The organism is Ensifer sp. 1H6, from assembly GCF_001976035.1.
Lineage (GTDB): Bacteria > Pseudomonadota > Alphaproteobacteria > Rhizobiales > Rhizobiaceae > Ensifer > Ensifer canadensis.
Window position 1 is genome coordinate 247,006 of record NZ_MOAI01000002.1, and the last position, 19,313, is coordinate 266,318.

General features: G+C 62.2%; 15 protein-coding genes and 3 pseudogenes. 9 read left to right on the plus strand and 9 right to left on the minus strand.

Annotation, left to right across the window (positions count from 1 at the left end; all coding sequences use genetic code 11):
• Positions 1 to 27: 27 nt before the first annotated feature.
• The 3 genes and pseudogenes from BKP54_RS04025 to BKP54_RS04035 form a co-directional block, all read right to left on the minus strand.
• Complete coding sequence (locus BKP54_RS04025) at positions 28 to 834, minus strand: M15 family metallopeptidase (RefSeq protein ID WP_084814284.1); 807 nt, start codon at positions 832 to 834, stop codon at positions 28 to 30.
• 64 nt (positions 835 to 898) lie between these two features.
• Complete coding sequence (locus tag BKP54_RS04030) at positions 899 to 1,507, minus strand: pyridoxamine 5'-phosphate oxidase family protein (RefSeq protein ID WP_025427247.1); 609 nt, start codon at positions 1,505 to 1,507, stop codon at positions 899 to 901.
• Between the two features lie 212 nt (positions 1,508 to 1,719).
• A pseudogene (locus tag BKP54_RS04035) lies at positions 1,720 to 2,626 on the minus strand (alpha/beta fold hydrolase).
• 47 nt (positions 2,627 to 2,673) lie between these two features.
• Here BKP54_RS04035 and BKP54_RS04040 point away from each other — a divergent pair.
• The gene (locus BKP54_RS04040) at positions 2,674 to 3,159 is read left to right on the plus strand and encodes a MarR family transcriptional regulator (RefSeq protein ID WP_025427249.1); all 486 of its coding nucleotides are present in this window, start codon (positions 2,674 to 2,676) and stop codon (positions 3,157 to 3,159) included.
• A 26-nt stretch (positions 3,160 to 3,185) separates the two neighbouring features.
• Here BKP54_RS04040 and BKP54_RS04045 read toward each other — a convergent pair.
• Both BKP54_RS04045 and BKP54_RS04050 read right to left on the minus strand, forming a co-directional pair.
• A pseudogene (locus BKP54_RS04045) lies at positions 3,186 to 5,005 on the minus strand (monovalent cation:proton antiporter-2 (CPA2) family protein).
• Positions 5,006 to 5,029: 24 nt separating this feature from the next.
• The gene (locus tag BKP54_RS04050) at positions 5,030 to 5,404 is read right to left on the minus strand and encodes a DUF971 domain-containing protein (RefSeq protein ID WP_025427251.1); all 375 of its coding nucleotides are present in this window, start codon (positions 5,402 to 5,404) and stop codon (positions 5,030 to 5,032) included.
• Positions 5,405 to 5,552: 148 nt separating this feature from the next.
• Between BKP54_RS04050 and moaA the strand changes: the two genes are divergently transcribed.
• Positions 5,553 to 6,602, plus strand: coding sequence for a GTP 3',8-cyclase MoaA (gene moaA / locus BKP54_RS04055; RefSeq protein ID WP_025427252.1), 1,050 nt, complete (start codon positions 5,553 to 5,555; stop codon positions 6,600 to 6,602).
• A gap of 266 nt (positions 6,603 to 6,868) precedes the next feature.
• On the opposite strand, the pseudogene BKP54_RS04060 reads toward moaA, so the two are convergent.
• Positions 6,869 to 9,420: pseudogene (locus BKP54_RS04060) on the minus strand (methyl-accepting chemotaxis protein).
• A 455-nt stretch (positions 9,421 to 9,875) separates the two neighbouring features.
• Between BKP54_RS04060 and BKP54_RS04065 the strand changes: the two are divergent.
• Genes BKP54_RS04065 through mobB form a run of 3 tightly spaced genes read left to right on the plus strand, consistent with a single transcriptional unit; the run spans position 9,876 to position 11,990 of the window.
• Entirely contained in the window at positions 9,876 to 10,784 is a 909-nt protein-coding gene (locus BKP54_RS04065) for a DMT family transporter (RefSeq protein ID WP_025427254.1), read from the plus strand.
• 16 nt (positions 10,785 to 10,800) lie between these two features.
• Complete coding sequence (gene mobA / locus BKP54_RS04070) at positions 10,801 to 11,466, plus strand: molybdenum cofactor guanylyltransferase MobA (RefSeq protein WP_051509168.1); 666 nt, start codon at positions 10,801 to 10,803, stop codon at positions 11,464 to 11,466.
• Positions 11,463 to 11,990, plus strand: coding sequence for a molybdopterin-guanine dinucleotide biosynthesis protein B (gene mobB, locus BKP54_RS04075; RefSeq protein WP_025427256.1), 528 nt, complete (start codon positions 11,463 to 11,465; stop codon positions 11,988 to 11,990). The genes mobA and mobB overlap by 4 nt, the downstream gene beginning before the upstream one ends.
• 75 nt (positions 11,991 to 12,065) lie before the next feature.
• On the opposite strand, the gene BKP54_RS04080 is transcribed toward mobB, so the two are convergent.
• Positions 12,066 to 12,809, minus strand: coding sequence for a polysaccharide deacetylase family protein (locus BKP54_RS04080; protein ID WP_084814285.1), 744 nt, complete (start codon positions 12,807 to 12,809; stop codon positions 12,066 to 12,068).
• Between the two features lie 100 nt (positions 12,810 to 12,909).
• Positions 12,910 to 14,841: an OmpA family protein gene (locus BKP54_RS04085; protein ID WP_084814286.1), complete on the minus strand. Its 1,932-nt coding sequence runs from the start codon at positions 14,839 to 14,841 to the stop codon at positions 12,910 to 12,912.
• A 415-nt stretch (positions 14,842 to 15,256) separates the two neighbouring features.
• On the opposite strand from BKP54_RS04085, the gene BKP54_RS04090 reads away from it, so the two are divergent.
• From BKP54_RS04090 to BKP54_RS04105, 4 genes are all read left to right on the plus strand, one after another.
• Positions 15,257 to 16,039 carry an ABC transporter substrate-binding protein gene (locus BKP54_RS04090; RefSeq protein ID WP_057208703.1) on the plus strand — a complete coding sequence of 261 codons (783 nt, stop codon included), beginning with the start codon at positions 15,257 to 15,259 and terminating at the stop codon, positions 16,037 to 16,039.
• Between the two features lie 169 nt (positions 16,040 to 16,208).
• Positions 16,209 to 17,012 carry an ABC transporter permease gene (locus tag BKP54_RS04095; protein WP_025427260.1) on the plus strand — a complete coding sequence of 268 codons (804 nt, stop codon included), beginning with the start codon at positions 16,209 to 16,211 and terminating at the stop codon, positions 17,010 to 17,012.
• Positions 17,009 to 17,839 (plus strand): ABC transporter permease, encoded by an 831-nt coding sequence (locus BKP54_RS04100; protein WP_025427261.1) that lies wholly within the window; start codon positions 17,009 to 17,011, stop codon positions 17,837 to 17,839. The genes BKP54_RS04095 and BKP54_RS04100 overlap by 4 nt, the downstream gene beginning before the upstream one ends.
• 176 nt (positions 17,840 to 18,015) lie before the next feature.
• Entirely contained in the window at positions 18,016 to 18,282 is a 267-nt protein-coding gene (locus BKP54_RS04105) for an usg protein (protein ID WP_084814287.1), read from the plus strand.
• Between the two features lie 153 nt (positions 18,283 to 18,435).
• Here the strand turns inward: BKP54_RS04105 and BKP54_RS04110 are convergent, their stop codons facing one another.
• Complete coding sequence (locus tag BKP54_RS04110) at positions 18,436 to 19,161, minus strand: DUF2270 domain-containing protein (RefSeq protein ID WP_025427263.1); 726 nt, start codon at positions 19,159 to 19,161, stop codon at positions 18,436 to 18,438.
• Positions 19,162 to 19,313: the final 152 nt, after the last annotated feature.

Sequence of the window (19,313 nt, forward strand, 5' to 3'; positions counted from 1 at the left end):
CGACCAGTCAAGGCAAGGCGTCCACACTCAGCCTATCGACAGGCGGAGGCACCCGCCTGTCTTGCCGATCAGTTCCGGCCGGTACTCGAAATGCATGGTGTCGAAATGATACCAGCGGCCGCCCCAGATGAAACCATGCTTCTCGAAGACCTCGACGATCTCCAGCGGATAGCGGTTGCGGTAGGGCGCCGCGCCGCTCTTGCCTCCGCCCGCCCAGCGCCAGTAGTCGGCAAAGCCGGTGTTGAGATCGATCGCCGCGCCAAAACTGTGCACCGAGAGCGTGTGCGCGCCGGCAATGTTGCGCCAGTTGAAGGTCCCGGCACTGGGCACGAGATACCGCTTCAGCTTTGGTCGTGAGGCAAGCTCGCGCCCGACCGCCTGCAACGCCTTGGCCACACCGTGCCTGCTGGTGACGCTCAGGCGCTCGCCGAACCAGTCAACCACGACAAGATCGCGCCTGACGCCCGCAGCACTGCCCCCATAAAGACGTTTCATCAAGGCTTCGCTGCGGATGCGGCCCGGATCGAAATCCACACCCGGCGGCTTGGCACAGGGACCAAGCGGATAGATCTGCGAAAGACTGTCCTCGATATCGCCGGATGCGAGCTTTTCGGCGTGGCTCTTCTGCCTGCCATCATCGATCGGCAGCGCCGGGCCGCCATCGCGCAGGGTCAGCGTGTCTTGGCCGACCTCGGCGACCGCCTCCGGATAGGCCCTGGCGAGCAGTTCGAGCTTTTCGCTGAGCGTCGGCTCGGCCGCCAAGCCTCTGCTGACACAGGCCGAGACAAGCAGAACGGCGGCACCAAGACACGCGCTTATAGATCCACGTCGCATCACGTTTCCATCTCTGGCTTGCGTCGGCTCCGCGGTCGTTCGCAAACCCGCTCGGCCGTTCAGCCTACCACATGGTCTGGGCTGCGCGCTCCGGCCATTCGCGGTCATAGGTATCCCGATCGAAATCGGCCTTGGCGGCCTTCAGCAACGCACCGGGCGTCGGAAGCGTCGCGGGATCGATGAAGCGCTCAGGATTCCAGATCTGCGATCGCATCAAGGCGCGGGCGCACTGGAAATAGACCTCGCCGATGGTGACGACGAGGACGCTGCGCGGGTTCCTGCCATCGATCTCGAAGGAGTCAGTCAGCGCCGGATCGATGCTGACAACGGCGGTGCCGTTGATGCGCATGGTGGTGTTGGATCCAGGCACCAGGAACATCAGCGCCACGCGCGGGTCGCGCACGATGTTGGCGAGCGAATCGACGCGGTTGTTGCCGCGCCAGTCGGGCATCAGAACCGTCTTGTCGTCGGCGACCCGGACAACGCATTCGTCGTCGCCGCGCGGAGAACAGTCGAGCCCTTCGGGACCTACGGTCGCAAGTGCGGCAAAGGGAGATGCCTCGATCATCTGCCGGTACTCTGCGGTCAGCACTTTGGTGACCTTTGCCACCGATGCCTCGCTGACGCCGCCGTAAAGCGCGTTCAATTCCTCGACCGAGGTGATGATCGACATGCCGTCCTCCCGCAAATGCATGATGCCCAAACCGTTATCCGGCTTCATGCAGCCAACTCAATATCAGCAGCGGCGCTCGCCTCGCGAAAGACGGTAACACCGCGGTCGAAGTGATCCTTTCGACGGATAGCATGACGGGCATATGACGGCATCAGCGAAATCTTCCGAAGCCGTATCGGACGCGAGAACGCGGATGCGCGACCAGCCTTCGGTCAGGCAGCAGCCTTTCGATCCTCGGCATGGACGAAAGCATTGATCCTGTCGATCACCGGGCTTGCCGATACGATGCGGCGATGGCCGTAGCCATTCGCCCAGTGAAGCTCGACATTGGGTCCGGCCGCCGCATAGCGGCGCGCATGGTCGGCCGAAACCTCCTTGTCATCTTCCGCATGGATGATCAATGTCGGAACGGCCCGCACCTCAAGGATCCTGGCCGCATCGAAATCCTCCAGCCGGCGGCCGGACAGGCGTTCGACGACGCTCGAAGGCGCCCTGGGTTTTGGGTGAAAGGCGAAGAACTTTTCCGAAGCCCTTGAAAAGCCAGGTCATCTCGCTCGGTGCACCGATCAGGACAAGCTTTTTTGCGACATGACTAGGCACGTCGCAAACGAGACCACCGGCCGCACAGGCAAGGCTGGCGCCTCCGAAGGAATGGCCGACGCTGACGTCAAAGCCCCCGAAATGCCGCCAGGCGGCATCGATCGCCCTGACGGCGGCCGGCATCGTCAGCGTCCGCCCCGGCGAGGCGCCATGCCCGGGCCAGTCAAGTGTTACCACCTCGGCTCCGCTGGCAACCAGCCCTTCGATCATGGTGGCGAGATAATCGCTGCGCGATCCCCAGCCGTGAACCAGCAGCACGCGCTTGGCGTTGGCGGCATTGCGCGGGCTCGCGAAATGCCGTGCTAGGACCCACCCGCCGGCATAGGAAAGCGTCACCGGCTCGCCCTTGGCGATCACCGGGACGGCAGCGGCAAGGGCCGCGCGTTCCTTGGCGCTCTTCGGCTTGCGGCCGGGCGTAACACTGAACAGTTTGAAGGCGAGCCGGCCGGCGGCCTCGGGAGAAATGACCGACACGCCGGCAAGCGCATGGCGGATGACCTTGATCGCAAAGGATGCCATAGTGAGAATCTCTTGATATGTTCAATGCTGAACATTATTGTACAACGATGAACAAAAAGCAAGTGATGAACGAACAGCATCATTTCCCCTGGGACCACCCGCGTTTTCGTAGCTGGATTGCAGTCGCGCGCGCCTGTCAGTTGATGCAGCAGACGATGACGCGCTCGCTCGCGCATCTCGACATCAAGCCGCCTCATCTCGACATCCTGATCAACCTCTATCGCTTTGACGGGATCTCGCAGCAGGAGCTTGCCCGCAAGCTGCTGGTGGGGCGGTCCAACATGAGCATGCTGCTGCCGCAGCTGGAAAAACGCGGGCTGATCGAGCGCCGCGGCGACGACAAGGACAAGCGCGTGCTTCGGCTGTCGCTGACACCCACCGGGCGCACGCTGACGGAAGAGGCCATGGAGGTTCAGACCGGCCTCATCGAAAAGTCGATGGAGGGCGCACCGCTCGAGGACTGCATGGTCGTGGCACAATCCATGGAGCGGCTCATCGCCGTTCTGCTCAGGGACGAGAACGAACTCGCCTGACTGCCGGACCGGGCACGAGCCAGTCTTTAGCTGGCTGAGCCTTCCTGTGCCTCGCGGGCTTCCGCTTCCGCCCGCTCGCGCGCGGTTCGCGAGGCGATAATGTCGGACGGCTGCGCGTTGCCTCGGATCAGCTGTCGCCCGGCATAGATGCCGCCGATGGTTTCGAGCGCAAAGCGCTCCTTGTCGAGGTCGCGGAACTCTTCGATCACATCCGCAGCTGTTTCAGCATCCTCGCCCAGAACATTCAGCACTTCAGTGCCAAAAGCGAGCGCCGATTCGAACGTCTCGCGGATCTCGAAGTCCACCCCGGCGTGCAGGAGGTCGATGGCATGACCGCGGTCGAACGCGCGCGCCAGCACGGGCACCAGCGGAAACTCCTCCTTGGCGGTGTGGGCGATCTTGATCGCCGCCGCCTTGTCGTCGACGCAGATGAGGATTGCCCTTGCGGTGGCTGCGCCTGCCGCGTGCAGGATATCGCTGCGGGATCCATCGCCGTAAAAGACCGGAAGCCGAAGTTCGAAGCGTCGCGCACGAAGTCCGCATCCTTGTCGATCAGCGAGAGCTTGTAACCGCGCGCCAGCAACGGCTGGCTGACGATCTGGCCGAAACGGCCGAAGCCGATCATCAGCACCGTGCCTTCGACATTCTCAGGCACTTCCAGATCGTCAGTCTTCGGCGGCTCGGGTTTGGCGAGACGGCCATGGATGAAGATTGCGATCGGGGTCAGCATCATCGACAGGATGATCGTCGCCGTTAGCGTCGCATTGGCTTCGGCATCGATGATGCCGGCCGAGACGGCGGCGGCATAGAGCACGAAGGCGAATTCGCCGCCCTGCGCCATCAGCACCGCCCGCTCCAGACTTTCGCTGTGGCAGGCACGCAGCAGCCGCGCGACCGCATAGATCAGCACGCCCTTCAGCGCCATATAGGCGAGCACGGAAATCACAACGACCTGCCAGTTGGCGGCGATCACCGACAGGTCGATCGCCATGCCGGCACCAAGGAAGAACAGGCCGAGCAGGATGCCGCGAAACGGCTCGATATCGGCTTCGAGCTGGTGGCGGAATGCAGACTCAGAAAGCAGCACGCCGGCAAGGAAGGCACCCATCGCCATCGACAGGCCGCTCTGCTGCATCGCCAGCGCCGAACCGAGGACCACAAGCAGCGCCGCTGCGGTCATCACCTCGCGTGCGCCCGCGGCTGCCAACAGCCGGAACAGCGGGTTCAACAGGTAACGACCGGCGATCACCAGCGCCACAAGCGCTGCAAAAGCAATGCCGATCGCCATCCAGCGCTCCGACGGCTCGCTCGCAGCCCCGCTGCTGCCAAGCAGGGTCACGAGCACCAGCAGCGGCACGATTGCCAGATCCTCGAACAGGAGGATCGCGATCATGCGCTGGCCCTTCAGCGTCGAAATCTCGTTTCGCTCCTGCAGCATCTGCATGACGATCGCCGTCGAGGTCAGCACGAAGCCGGTGCCGGCGATGAAGGAGGGAATGGGCGCAAAGCCGAGCTCTAACCCGACACCGGTCAGGCCGGCAATGCAGGCGAGCACCTGTGCCGCGCCAAGGCCAAAGATATCCTTGCGCATGCTCCAGAGCTTCGACGGCTGCATTTCCAGCCCGATGATGAACAGGAACATCACGACGCCGAGTTCGGCCACATGGAGGATCGCCTGCGGCTCGGTGAAGAAGCGCAGGCCGAACGGGCCGATCACCAATCCAGCAATGAGATAGCCGAGCACCGACCCGAGCCCGATGCGCTTGAACAGCGGCACGGCAACGACACCGGCGGTCAACAGCACGACCACCTGCATCAGGTCATTCGCATCAGATGCTTCGGCCAATAGACCCTCTCCTTTTCAGATGGTTCAGCGTGGCTTTTCGGTCTTGTCGCGCGACATGCCCTTGTCGGCGAGTTCCTGCTCGTAAGCCGCAAAAAGCTCCTCGCCCTTCTCGCCCAGCTCGCGGAGATAGGTCCAGGTAAAGATGCCGGTATCGTGAAAATCGTCGAAGCCGATCCGCACGGCGTAGTTTCCGGTCGGCTGCACCGAGATGATCTGGACGTTGCGCTTGCCCGGCACGGTCACCCGCTGACCCGGTCCATGCCCCTGCACCTCGGCAGACGGCGAAAGCACCCGCATCATCTCCGCCGAAAGGTCGAAGGTTGCGCCGTCATTGAAGGCGACGACGAGGCGGTGGCGATCTTTCGATACACGCAGTTCCGTCGGCCAGATTTCGCTCATGATGTCTGCTCCTGTTTTCAAGCTCACGCTTAACTGAAGAATCGCCCGTGGAGAATTACCCGGCTTTTCCAATCAACACTTTGCGACAGGATGCGCCTTGACGCGACCACGTTTGCTGGCGACATTGAAGGGGCTGGGAGAAAGACATTTGAACACAGCAGCGATAGTGAAAGCCGGCGCAAGGCCGCTTGAGGACAGAACCGCCCCGATGATCGATCCGTTCGGCCGGGCGATCACCTATCTGCGCGTGTCCGTTACCGATCGTTGCGATTTCCGCTGCACCTATTGCATGGCGGAACACATGACCTTCCTGCCGAAGAAGGATCTTCTGACGCTGGAAGAACTTCACCGGCTCTGTTCCGCCTTTATCGCCAAGGGTGTGCGCAAGCTGCGGTTGACCGGCGGCGAACCGCTGGTACGCAAGAACATCATGTTTCTGGTGCGCGAACTCGGCCGCGAGATCGAGGCCGGGCGCCTTGATGAGCTGACGCTGACGACCAACGGTTCGCAACTTGCGAAACACGCCGCGGAACTGGCCGATTGCGGCGTGCGCCGCATCAACGTCTCGCTCGACACGCTCGATCCCGCGAAATTCCACCAGATCACCCGCTGGGGCGATCTCGGCAAGGTCATCGAAGGCATCGACGCGGCCCAAGCCGCCGGCATCAAGGTCAAGATCAATGCCGTTGCGCTGAAAGGCTTCAACGACGCCGAGATCCCCGACCTGATGCGCTGGGCGCACGGTCGCGACATGGACCTGACATTGATCGAAACCATGCCGATGGGCGAGATCGAGGAAGATCGCACCGATCACTACATGCCGCTGTCGGAAATGCGCCGGCAGCTTGAGCAGCAGTTCACGCTGTCCGACATCGCCTACAAGACCGGCGGACCGGCCCGTTATGTCGAGGTCGCCGAAACCGGCGGCCGGCTCGGCCTCATCACGCCGATGACCCATAATTTCTGCGAAAGCTGCAATCGCGTCCGGCTGACCTGCACCGGCACGCTTTACATGTGCCTCGGCCAGAATGACGCCGCCGACCTGCGCACAGCACTGCGGGCCTCGGACGACGACGTGTATCTCGGCCAGGTGATCGACGAGGCAATCGGCCGCAAGCCGAAGGGCCACGACTTCATCATCGATCGTGAGCACAACCGCCCGGCCGTTGCCCGCCACATGAGCGTCACCGGCGGCTGATCCGCCCTCTTCTCCCCGCCAGCGGGGAGAAGAGCACGCGTGGCAGCGCTCTCGCCTCCCTTGAGCCTTGAGCCTGCGCGGCGGGCCGGACAAAGGTCAACCGCTACGAAGTGAGTCGGGCAAGGATGCGCGATCGACATGTTGGGAATGGCGCCGTAAACGAGCCGAAGCAGTCGAAAACCTGTCGCGTGGCACGTGCCCTCTCCCCGTCTGCGGGGAGAGGATTAGGGTGAGGGGCAGCCGGCAGATGCCGCCCGCCGGCTCGCTCAAGCCGCGTAGTTCGATCCATAGCCACGGCCATAGGCCTGGCTCGCGACCGTCGAGGTACCGGTCTTGAAACGCTCGATCTTTTCGTTGAGCGCCTCGACCTGCCGGCGCAGGCCGTGGATCTCGGCGGTGTTTTCCTCCACCATGGCCGCATTCTGCTGGGTGAGCAGCTCGACCTCGTGCACCGCCGAGTTGACCTCGTTGAGCCCCGTATATTGGTCGGCGGCGGCGGCCTCGATGTTGCTGACGAGCTGATGGATGGTGCCGATGTGGTCGTTGATCACTGCAAGCGCGTCGCCGGTTTCCTTCACCAGCGCCACGCCGCTTCTGACCTGCGCCGAACTGTCGGAAATCAACCCCTTAATCTCACGCGCAGCACCAGCACAACGCTGGGCGAGCTCCCGTACCTCCTGCGCGACCACGGCAAAGCCGCGACCCGCCTCGCCCGCCCGCGCCGCCTCGACGCCGGCATTGAGCGCCAGAAGGTTGGTCTGGAAGGCGATCTCGTCGATGACGCTGATGATCGTGCTGATCTTCTCGGACGAGCGGTTGATCTCCGCCATGGCGTCGATCGCCTTGGCGACGACCTGGCCAGAATGCTTGGCGTAGGAATTGGTCTCGTCGACCGAGACAGTGGTCTTGCGGGCGCTTTCGGCCGTCGAGCGAACGATCTCTGTCAGCTGGCGCAAGGCGCGCGAGCTTTCCTCGAGCGCGGCCGCCTGCTGCTCCGTCCGCCGCGCCAGATCGTCGGCCGAGGCCGAGAGATTGCTGGTGCCGCCGGTGATCTCGCCGGTCACCATACGCACATCGCTGAGCGTGGCGCGCAGTGCCTCGACAGCGTTGTTGTAGGTGCGCGCCATGATCACGTAGTCGGCCGGCAGGTCTTCCGCCATGCCTTCTTCGAGATTGCCGGCGGCAAGCTCCGCCAGCACGTCAGAAAGCGCGTTAAGCGCCTGCATCTGTTCGGCCTCGATCCTGGCACGCTCTTCGGCGCGGCGGGCTTCGTCTTCCGCCGATAACGTACGGGCGGCCTCCGCCTCGCGTCCCAACCGGACGTTTTCGACCGCGTTGTCGCGGAACACCGCTACAGAACGCACCATGTCGCCGATCTCGTCGCCGCGGTTGCGGCCTTCGATCGCCACGTCGAGATCGCCGTTGGCAAGCCGGGTCATCGTCTCGGTCACGCGCTTCAACGGGCCGCGCAGGGTCTCGACCAGCATCAGGCCGCCGACGATTGCAAGCAGCGTTCCGGCCACCATCGCCACGATCGACATGTCAGCCGAACGCTGGCTGTCGACCTTGCCGGCTTCCTGGGCGCTGCTGACGAAGCTTTCCAGCGTCGCACTCGCACCGGCAACCAGTGTCGAGGCCGCGGTCTTGGCTTCCTGCCAGCGCCGCCGACGTCGATCAGCGCGGCCGTGCCCTTGTCGATGTTGTCGAGCGACGGCTTGAGCTTGGCCGGCAGGTCACGCAGCGCGGCATTCTTGCCACCAAGCTCCGACAGTTTCGCCGCGCTGTCACGAACGGCCTGAATATCGGCCAGCACCAGATCGCGGCCTTCCGCGTCGAGCTTGCGGTGTAGCTCGCTGATATGCAGCCGCGTGCTGTCTAGCCCCTTGAAGGTATCGCCCATCAGCGCGATCAGCGTCTTCAACTGCGAGATCTCGCTGTCCATGCCGACGAAACGCTTGGCGGCTGTGTCGGAGTTCTTGGCCGCTTCCTTGGCGAAGTCGGCCTCGTATTTCGAGAACTTGCTGAGGATCGGCACCAACGCGTTCTTCTTGGTCTCGCTGTCTTCAGCGCCGGCAAGGATCGCCTGGACCTTCAGCGCCAAATCCTTCAGCTCGGCAATCGGCTTTTGAACCTTTTCGGAAGCGATCGTCTCGGCGTCCTCGATCTGCTTGATGAGGTGCGGCAGCAACTTGCCCGCCTGATCGATCTTGGCGTCGGCGTTCGCCGCCATCGTCACCGGTAGGCGGAATTTCTTGATCCGCTCGGCGATCCCCTGATAGGCGGCGGCATCGAACAGCAGCGCCTTGGCAAACGCTTCCTTCTCACCCGATTCCTTGCGGATGATGTCGATCTGTTTGTAGGCGCTGTTGCCCTGCGTCGTCATGTCTGTCAGCGCCGCCTCGAGCGAAGCCGTCACCTGATCCTGTTCGACCTTGATCGACCAGAGCTTTTCGGTCTGGGCGCGCATGGCTTCACCGAGCGACAGCACGGAGGCGATCTCTGACTTGTCAGCCTCGCGCGTCAGTAAGCCGTCAAGCGAACGGACGCCGCTTTCCTGTTCGTCGATCTGGGCGCTGAGCGCCCCTCGCGTTTCTTCGCTCGGCGCATCGGCAAAACTCTGGAGCGCGCTGCGCAGCGCCTGGAAATCCGAGAGATTGTTGATGGTTTCGCGCGTCACGGTCATGTGGCCGTTCAGCGTTCGCGCCGTGAAGAAGCCGATGAGGCCGATACCCGCGATCAGAGCCACCAGAGGAACCACGAAGAGCAGAACCTTCGTGACGATTCGCAGTCGCTGTAATAGACGATCGATGAAAGACATTGCGGACCCCAGATTATTCTTATGTGAGACATGTCCGCGCGGTGGCTTCTTCTTGCTGGAAGCACGGGTGAAATATCGGCGGAAGCACCTCCCAGGCCCCGACCGACATCTCTGGAATGACGCGCCGCCAAGGTTCCGGCGCACGCCATCCACCGATCGCGTCATGCGATTGGAAGCGGAATCATCGATGACGATAGGCAGTGAAACTTAAGATTCCGCGAATAGAAACCGGTTCGGGAGAACGCATTTTCTGCACGGCGGACAGTCTTCGTCCGGGTTGATCTCGCCATTGCCCGAAAATTCTACTTGCGCTGGAAGAAAAATCCGCCGTCGGCGGGTTGGTGTTTGCACAAAATGGCGGCCGATGCTTAAACGGTATGCGAGATCCGGCAACGGATTCGCCTTCCCATCCGCCGTCAGGTTTCCGCCCGATCCGGCGCCGCAGGACAGCCCGCATGCAATCCTCCAGCAATTTCCGCGGCATCGTCTTCATGTGCCTGGCGATGGTCGCCTTCTCCTGCAACGACGCCTTGGTGAAATCGGTGACCGGGGCGATGAATGTCGGCCAAATCCTGTTCGTGCGCGGGCTGCTGACCACCTTGATGGTGATCGTCATCGCCCGGCATTTCCGGGCATTTCGTCCGCTTCGCACCATGATGAAGCCGGTCATCATCCTGCGCATCATCATGGAGGCGCTGGCGTCCATCACCTACATCTCGGCGCTCGGACAGATTCCGCTCGCCAATGCATCCGCGATCATGCAGGCGCTGCCGCTGGCCGTGACGCTCGGCGCCGCCGTATTCCTCGGCGAGCCGGTCGGCTGGCGGCGCTGGACCGCCATCTTCGTCGGCTTCATCGGCGTGCTGATCGTCCTTCGCCCGGGGCCGGAAGGTTTTACACCGGCCGCACTCACGGTCGTTGCCTGTGTCTTCTGCACAGCCACGCGCGATCTTTGCACCCGCCGCATCGACCACGACATCCCCTCGCTCTACATCACGGTGACGACGGCGCTCGTGACGACCCTGGTCGGTGCCGCAATGATCGTACCGCTTGGCGGATGGCAGTCGATGTCCTCGACCACGCTGACCCACATCGCTGCCGCAAGCCTGCTTCTGATGGTCGGATACCAGACGATCGTGCTTGCCATGCGCGGTGGCGATATCTCCGTTATCGCGCCCTTTCGCTACACCAGCCTGCTGTTTGCGATCACGATCGGCATTTTCTTCTTCTCGGAGAAGCCGGATGCATGGATGCTGCTTGGTGTTGCCGTGATCATCGGTTCCGGCCTCTACACCTTCTATCGCGAGAGCCGGCGCGGCAAGAAGCCGATAGCCCAAAGCTCGCTGACCGGACCGCTCGAATAGGAACAACGAAAGCCCGATGCCAACAGTCAAGACACCAGATGCGAGACACCCACCGTGGCCGGCCGTGATCCTTGCCGGCGGGCTTTCACGCCGGATGGGTCATCCGAAGTCCGGATTGAGCCTCGGCGGAAAGACGATGCTATCGCGGATTATCGACAGGCTCCGGCCACAGGTCGCAAGCATCGCCATCAACCTCAACGGCGCAGCCGAGCAGAAGACGATCGTGGGGCATCCTGTCATCGCCGATACCGTGCCCGGCTTTCTTGGCCCACTCGCCGGTGTATTGACCGCCATGCGCCACACGGCCGCCATCACGCCGGCAGCAACGCATGTCCTCGTCGTGCCCACCGATACGCCCTTCTTCCCGCACGACCTCGCCCAACGCCTGACCGATGCGATGACGCAGCGCGAGCAGATTGCCGTTGCGTTATCCGATGACGCCCTGCATCCGCTTTTTGCCCTATGGCCGGTCGCGCTCGCCGATGACCTAGAACACTGGATCACAACCGACCCAAAACGCCGCGTGCGCGCCTTCATCGAGCGCCATCCATCGGTCACGGTCGATTTTCCGATGACCACCACAGCCAGTGGATTGTTCGACCCCTTCTTCAACGTCAACACACCAGACGATCTGCTGCGGGCAGAGGAATGGCTTCGCATTCTCGGGGAGAACAGCGCATGACTGCGACGAAAATCTTCGGCATCGCCGGCTGGAAGAATTCCGGCAAGACCGGGCTTATGGTCCGGCTTGTCAGCGAACTGACACGGCGCGGCTTCGTCGTCTCGACCGTCAAGCACGCTCATCATGACTTCGACATCGACAAGGTGGGCGCCGACAGCTACCGCCACCGGGAGGCAGGCGCCCACGAAGTCACGATCGTGTCAGGCACGCGCTTCGCGATCATGCATGAACTGCGCGGCGGGCCGGAACCGAGTTTCGAGGAAATCATCGCCCGGCTCGCCCCGTGCGATCTGGTTCTGGTCGAAGGCTACAAGCGCGAGCCGATCCCGAAGATCGAGTCCCGTCGGCTGGAATCGGCCAACCGCGAACCTCTGGCTCCGACCGATCCGCATATCTGCGCCATTGCCGCCGATCACCCGGTTACGGACACGGATCTGCCCGTGTTCGATCTCGACGACACGAATACGATTGCCGATTTTGTCGAGCGCGTGACCGGCTTGCAAAGCAACAGCGGCGCTCGTTAACGCCGTCATGTCATTGCTGAGCAAGCGAAACGCAGGGCTTACCCGCGCGAAGTCACGACACGCGGTCGAACAGAGTCAGTTGGTGGCGCCGACTGTCATTTCATCGGGAATATCGTTGAGGCGGACGAAGCTGTAGCCCTTTGCCTTTAAGTCGAGAATACCGCGAGCGACGCCGGCGCCGGCGGCGTGCGTCGGCTGGTTGATATGGGCGATGATGACGTCGCCGTCCCGGGCGGTGCGGATGCGCTTCTCTGCCATGGCCGCCCCGAGCAGCGACCCGCCGTCGCCATTTACGGAATAGCCGGCGATGCGGTAGCCCATTTCGCGGATCTGGCTCATCGAGGTGTGGGTGTATTTCGCCGTCGCGCCGCGGAACCAGCGTGGTGCGGCAAGGCCATGCGCCTTGATTGCGGCCGCGCCACCGTCGACCTCGGCCGCAACGGCAGCGCTCGAGCCTGCCGCAGCCAACCCATAGACAGAGACCTTGATGTCGATCGGCGGCACATGCATGGCGCCATGATCCTCGATCTCGAACAGGTCCGGGTGCGCCTTCATCATCTCGACCACCAGCCCGTTGCGCTTCAACCAGCGCGCCGTCACAAAGATCGTCGCCGGAATGCGGTTCTCGATCAGGGTTCCGAGGATGCGCATGTCGGTTGCGCCGCTGCAGGCGTCAAGCGTCAACGCCACGCGCGGAGGTTGGTCCCTGCCCAAAGGATTGCTCGGAAGCCGCAGGTCCGGTTCGACGAGTGCCGGCGCCGCAGTGGCGGACTGGGCAAACAGGGCAAGGGAGGCAATGAGAAGAGCAGCGGTTTTCATGGCAATCCGGAATGAAGAAGAAGAATGGAAACGGCAGAAACCCGCCCTGTGACGGGCGGGTTTCCGAAGATTTGCGCGGGCGACTGTGCCCGCGCTTTGATCAGCGCTGGGCGACCGGGCGAACCAGCGGCGTCACGCGGCGAATGGTAACGCGGCGGTTCTGCTGCTCGGCGACCTCGGTGCGAACCTTGAGGAAGCGCTCGCCATAGCCCTGCGTCACCAGGTTTTCGGCAGGAATGCCGTAGACCTCGGTCAGAAGCGAGGCGACCGATTCGGCGCGCTGGTCGGAAAGCACCAGGTTCGAGCGGTCGGAGCCGACAGCGTCGGTATGACCTTCGATGAAGAAGGTTTCACCCGGATCCTTGGCCAGCACCTTCTCCATGGCGGCGGCAACGCTGCGCATGGTCTTTGCCTGCGACATCGACACTTCGGCACTGCCCGTCGGGAAGGTGATGGTGTCGAGGTCGATGCGGCGAACCTTGTCGCGCAGACGCGCGGAGTGCCGCACTTCGTCGATCGTATAGACGCGCTCTACGCGCTCCACCGGCGGTTCGGCCAGGAAGTCGTAGTAGTCACGGTCCGGATCTTCGGAAACATCGGCGATGTATTCGCGAACCGGGATGCGCAGGCGCATCGGCGGCAGCTCGTAGCCGACGTCGATGATCGCCGGACGCGGACCTTCGTCGCGCTCAGGCGCGTAGATCATCAGGTACTCGTTGCCATCACGGTCGACACGCGAGCGCTGCAGGATGTCGCCATAGCGGTTGTAGACCGTGACGATCCGGTAGCCGCCGGGACGAACGATGGTTTCGCGGGTGCGGCCACGCGGCAGCTCGTCGTAGAAGGTCTCTTCCGCATCGCGGCGAAGGCGTGGACGATCGTCGCCGCGAACGAAGATCTGGTCGCCAACGCCGAGGATGACGCGGTTGTCAATCTCCTGCACCACCTCCACATTGGTGACGTTGTTCGTCACGTTGTTGACGGTCGTGTTGTTGTTGATCACCGTGTTGTTGACAATGGTGTTGTTGACGATGTTGGTCGTCTCGGGAACGGCGAATACCGGCACTTCCTCGACGCGCGTGCCCTTCTCGTTCAGGTTCGCTTCGATCTTCTGAGGCAAGTCAGCCTGAATCTCTGCCGGTATCTGCGCCTGCGAAGAGGCGTCATCGGTCGGCGCCGGAGCGGCTTCTTCCTGCGCACGCAGTTCTTCGCGCTGCTTCTGTCGGTCTTCGCGCGACTTGTTGCCGCCGGCATTGTCGGCGTCCTTGTCGCTGTCGAGAACGGCAGCGCCGTTTTCAACCGGCAGAACGACAGTTTCGTCTGACGCCGCGGGATCTTCGGCGATCTTCTGCTTTTCTTCCTCGGTGCGGGTGTCGACCACCTCCGGTACTGGCTGGACCTGAGGCTGCTGCTCAGCCGTCGCCGGCTGCTCGGTGCCCGGAGCCGGCTGTCCCTCGCCTGTCTGCGGCTCGGTTTGAGGCTCGACGGCGGGTGCTACGGCTTCGCCGGCATTCTGCCCGTCGGTTGCAGGCGGCTGTTCACCGGCGTTCTGGCCTTCGGTCGCCGGCGGCTGACCGGTCGTCGCTTCGCCACCAGCCGGCGGGCAAGCGGTGGATGCATCCTGGCCTTCCGGCACGACGCACTCGCCCTGCTGGGCCTTCTTGGCTTCATCGGCCTGGCGCTTGGCTTCTTCCTCGGCGGCCTTCTGCTGCTCGGCCGCCTGGCGGGCAGCCTCCTCTTCGGCGGCCTTCTGCTGTTCGGCGGCCTGCTGTTCCTGTTGCTGGCGCTGCGCTTCGGCTTCCGCCGCACGCTGCTGCTCCTCAGCGGCCCGCTGTTGTTCTTCCGCTGCGCGCTGCTGCTCTTCCGCCTGGCGCTGCTGCAGCAGAAGCTCTTCTTCCGATGGCTGCCCGCTTCCTTCCTGCGCCACTTCGAACGGCTTCATCAGGCTGTCGGCAAGGGCTGGTTGCACCGCAAGCGACACCGAGAGCACCGGTAGCGCCACGGTTGCGAATAGTCTGGATCGAATCGACATAGTCTTCCTTCCTCGTCCTGGGAGGTCCCTTACCTGCCACTGTTACCCACCGGACAGCCAGTTCGGCAACAGGGGGTAGGCGTGAATTCTCAAGGGCCTTGATCCAAGCTTCCGGCTTTTTTGTGTTGCCGGCCAAACGAGCCGCCAACCCAACGCCCGCACCTCAGATCGGTTCCCGTAATAGGGCTAACCAAAGCAAGATTAACCGCCCCTGAACGCACCGTTCATGTTCGCTTGGATCATGGCCAGTGCAATCTCCGGTCGAAATTCTTTTCCCGGCGAGCGTTGTCGCTTTCCAGTTGATTTTTGCGGGAAAACAGTACGAATATCGCCTCAACCGGTGGCAAGCGCCCCGGTCAAGATAGGCATCCGTGAAGAACAAGAAACCGGATGTCGGCCAACAGAGAGGACTATCATGCGTATTTCCAGACGGCTGGCAGCCGCCGCATCGGCTGCCGTTTTCGTGCTCATGGCTGGCTCTGCCATGGCAGATGGCGAAAAGGTCGTTATCGGCACGGAAGGCGCCTACCCGCCCTTCAACAATCTCGAATCAGACGGCACGCTGACCGGCTTCGACGTCGACATCGCCAAGGCCCTCTGCGTCGAGATGAAGGTCGAATGCACGTTCGTGACGCAGGACTGGGACGGCATCATTCCGGCACTAATCGCCAAGAAGTTCGATGCAATCATCGCCTCCATGTCGATCACTGCCGAGCGCAAGGAAAAGGTCGACTTCACCAACAAGTACTACAACACGCCGCCGGCGATCGTGGTGCCGAAGGATTCGCCGATCACCGAAGCAACCGAGGCAGCACTTGCCGGCAAGTCGCTTGGTGCTCAGGGCTCGACCACCCACTCCAACTATGCCGAAGCGCATATGAAGGAAGCGGACATCAAGCTCTATCCGACCGCTGAAGAGTACAAGCTCGACATCGTCAACGGCCGCATCGACGCGGTGATCGACGACGTCGTCGTTCTTTCCGAGTGGCTGAAGTCGGCTGACGGCGCATGCTGCAAGCTGCTCGGCACGCTGCCGGTTGATCCTGTCATCAACGGCGAAGGCGCCGGCATCGCGGTGCGCAAGGGCGATGACGCGCTGCGCGAGAAGTTCAACAAGGCGATCGAAGCCATCCGCGCCAACGGCAAGTACAAGGAAATCAACGAAAAGTACTTCCCGTTCGACGTTTATGGCAGCTGATCGACGGCTTCCGGCCTGTTTTCCTAGTGAATCATGCCGGAAAAACGTTGGTTGATGAAAAAAATGCAACGGCGGATGGCTTGCCCTTCCGCCGTTTTTGTTTGACAAGAAACTAAAACATAAGCGCGATCCATATCCATAAGAACAGCGCAAAGGGGAATTCTCTGACATGAGCGGGTTGTTTACCGGCTTCTACTCGATCCTAGCCTGGATCGGCTCCATCGTGGATCCATTGTGCGGCCCTGTCGGCGTCTTTCGCTGGCTGGCACCCGGTACGCTCCTTGCCTGCGGCGACGCCGGCTGGGGCGACGAGATCGCCTACGGCTTCGTTGTCACCGCAAGCCTTGCCATCGCGACCTTGCCGGTCGGCCTTCTGATCGGCTTCTTCGTTGCACTCGGCAAACAGTCAGAAGAGCGCACGGTCCGCCTGGCATCGAACATCTACACCACCATCTTCCGCGGTCTGCCGGAACTGTTGACGCTGTTCATCGTCTACTACGGCCTGCAGATTCTGGTGCAGCAGCTTCTGGCATCGTTCGGCTACGAAGGGCCGGTCGAGATCAACGCCTTCTTTGCCGGCATGATCGCGCTTGGCGTGGTCTTCTCGGCCTATTGCTCCGAGGTTCTGCTGTCGGCCTTCAAGGCGATCCCGCATGGCCAGTACGAGGCGGGTGCGGCACTCGGGCTCCATCGCGGCCGCACCATGCGGCTGATCATCCTGCCGCAGCTCGTGCGCATCGCCTTGCCGGGCCTCGGCAATCTCTGGATGGCGCTGCTCAAGGATACGGCTCTGGTCTCGGTCGTCGGTCTGCCCGACATCCTGCGCCAGACCGGCATTGCCGCCCGCGTCACCAAGCAGGCCTTCGAGTTCTTCGGCATGGCCTGCATTCTCTTCTTGGTGCTGGCCATGGTTTCGTCGATCATATTCTCGAACCTTGAACGCTGGACCAAACGCGCGGAGATGGGTCGATGAGCTTCGTCGAAACGATGATCCCGCCGCAAGCGCCGCCACCGGCGCCGCCCAAGCCTTACACCCTGGCGCGCTTCGTCGGCAGCGTAACGCTCGGCATCTGGCTCGCCCTCGGCGTCGGCGTCTTCCTGACTGTCGTCAACGGCTGGGATCCGGCGAAATTCGCCAAATACGGTCCGAGCTTCCTGTCGGGTCTTGGCGTCACCTTGATGCTGGTCGCCTGCTCGGTGGTGCTCGGCGCCCTCCTGTCGCTGCCGGTCGCGCTCGGCCGCATGTCGAAGAACAAGATCTGGTCTTGGCTTGCCTATGGCTACGTCTACTTCTTCCGCGGCACGCCGCTGATCGCCCAGCTCTTCCTGATCTACTACGGCCTCGGCAGTTTCCGCCCGCAGCTCGAATCCGTCGGCCTCTGGTGGTTCTTCCGCGAGGCCTGGAACTGCGCCCTCTTTACCTTCACGCTGAACACCGCCGCCTACCAGGCGGAAATCCTGCGCGGCTCGATCGAGAGCGTGCCGCGCGGTCAGCGCGAAGGTGCAGCCGCCCTCGGGCTGCCGGAGCGCATCGCTTTCTACAAGATCATCCTGCCGCAGGCGATGATCGTGGCGCTGCGCCCCTACGGCAACGAGATCATCCTGATGATCAAGGGTTCGGCCATCGTCGCGATCGTCACCGTGTTCGACCTGATGGGTGAAACGCGCCGCGCCTTTTCGCGCACCTTCGACTACCAGATGTATGTCTGGGCGGCGATCCTCTATCTCCTGATGGTGGAAGTGCTGCGCAATATCTGGGCCTGGCTCGAAAACCGCCTGACCCGGCATCTGAAGCGCTAAAGCGTTATCTCGCCAAGACCGAGTTGAAATGAAATAGCGTGGCAGCACTCTGCATGGAGTGCTGCCAAGCTATTGTTATTACGCCTAAAATTTCATATTGAAGCAAATATTAGAACTTGATTAATAAATCAAGCGTTTCATCATAAAGACCAACCTTTGCGAGAAGTGAGGTTCATATGACGAACGAAATGGAACTGCAGCTGAAGGGCTACGGCGTGACCACGGCCCAGATCCTCTACCGCATGCCGGATCATCCGACATTCCTGCAGACCTACATCTGGCAGCACTACGACATCGCCCCGGATTTCCCGGAGATGCGCAGCTTCCTGAAGTTCTGGCAGGAAAAGCTGGATGGCCCGTTGCATTCGGTACGCTACGTCCACCGCAAGCTGATCTCGGCCACCGAATGGCGGGCACTCAACGGCGAGTTCAACCTGCACTGAACCCGCCCTCCGCTGCATCAGGTTTCTATTGAGCGCAAAATCATGCAGCCAGGTTGCTGCGCGCCCGGCCCGTCACACTTGACGCGCGGTGCTGTAGAGAACGACGCACCGCCGTCGGCCACAAATGCAACAATCCTTGGCGCCTATGCCGCGTCAGACATGGACCTCGCCATGGGCAAGCTCGCCCTCGCCCGGTTCCTTGTGCAGCGAGCCGTAAAGCACCACTGCGTAGAACAGCACCACCACCATGATGACGGGCCAGCCGGGCAAAGGGCCTAGCGCTGCATTCTCCGTGACATCGATCCAGGAGCGCACGTGCCCGAAGGGCTCGCCATTGGTCGACAGTTTCGGCGACGAGATCTTGAGGGCCCAGGCGAGCAGCAGGATCAGGTACATCCAGCAGTAGTTGCGCTGCAGCCGGCGGCACAACGCCTCGCGGTAGCTCATCAGGAACGCCGGTTTGCGCAGGCTCTTGGCAATCGACGCGGCCCAGTTAAGGTTGGCAGTGCCGTCCGGCGCCAGGATCTGCGCGAAATACCCGCGCTCGAGCTGGCGCACGCGGGCGCGGTAGACGTCGAAGAAGCGATAGCGGCGAGCCTCGATCAGAAGCAGTAACGTGATCAGCAGCATCGCGAACAGCAGCACGCCGTGATGGGAGTTGGGCGTCGACAACGATACCGACAGCAGGGCGGCGACCACGGTAATCGCCCAGTTGGACGTGCGGTCGATGCGATCCCGCCAGCCGGCCATCCGCCCCAATTCGCCGCGATAATAATGCACGACGGCATTGATCTGCTCCTGCGAGGTCTGGGGCAGTGGCGGGCCCTTCGGCTCCTTGATTTCCGTGCCCACAAGCAGCGGACTGAGTTCGGCAGCCATCGGCATTTCCTCCGTCTTTTCTTGTTGTTGCGATCATGAACCCTTTCCCCCTCCGGATAAATCCCGTGCTCGCCGCCGGCCGTCGTTTTTTGCATTTTCGGCGCCCCGGAGACCCAAGGATCTCGGCGGGCTGCATCTTGCGGCGCATTGCC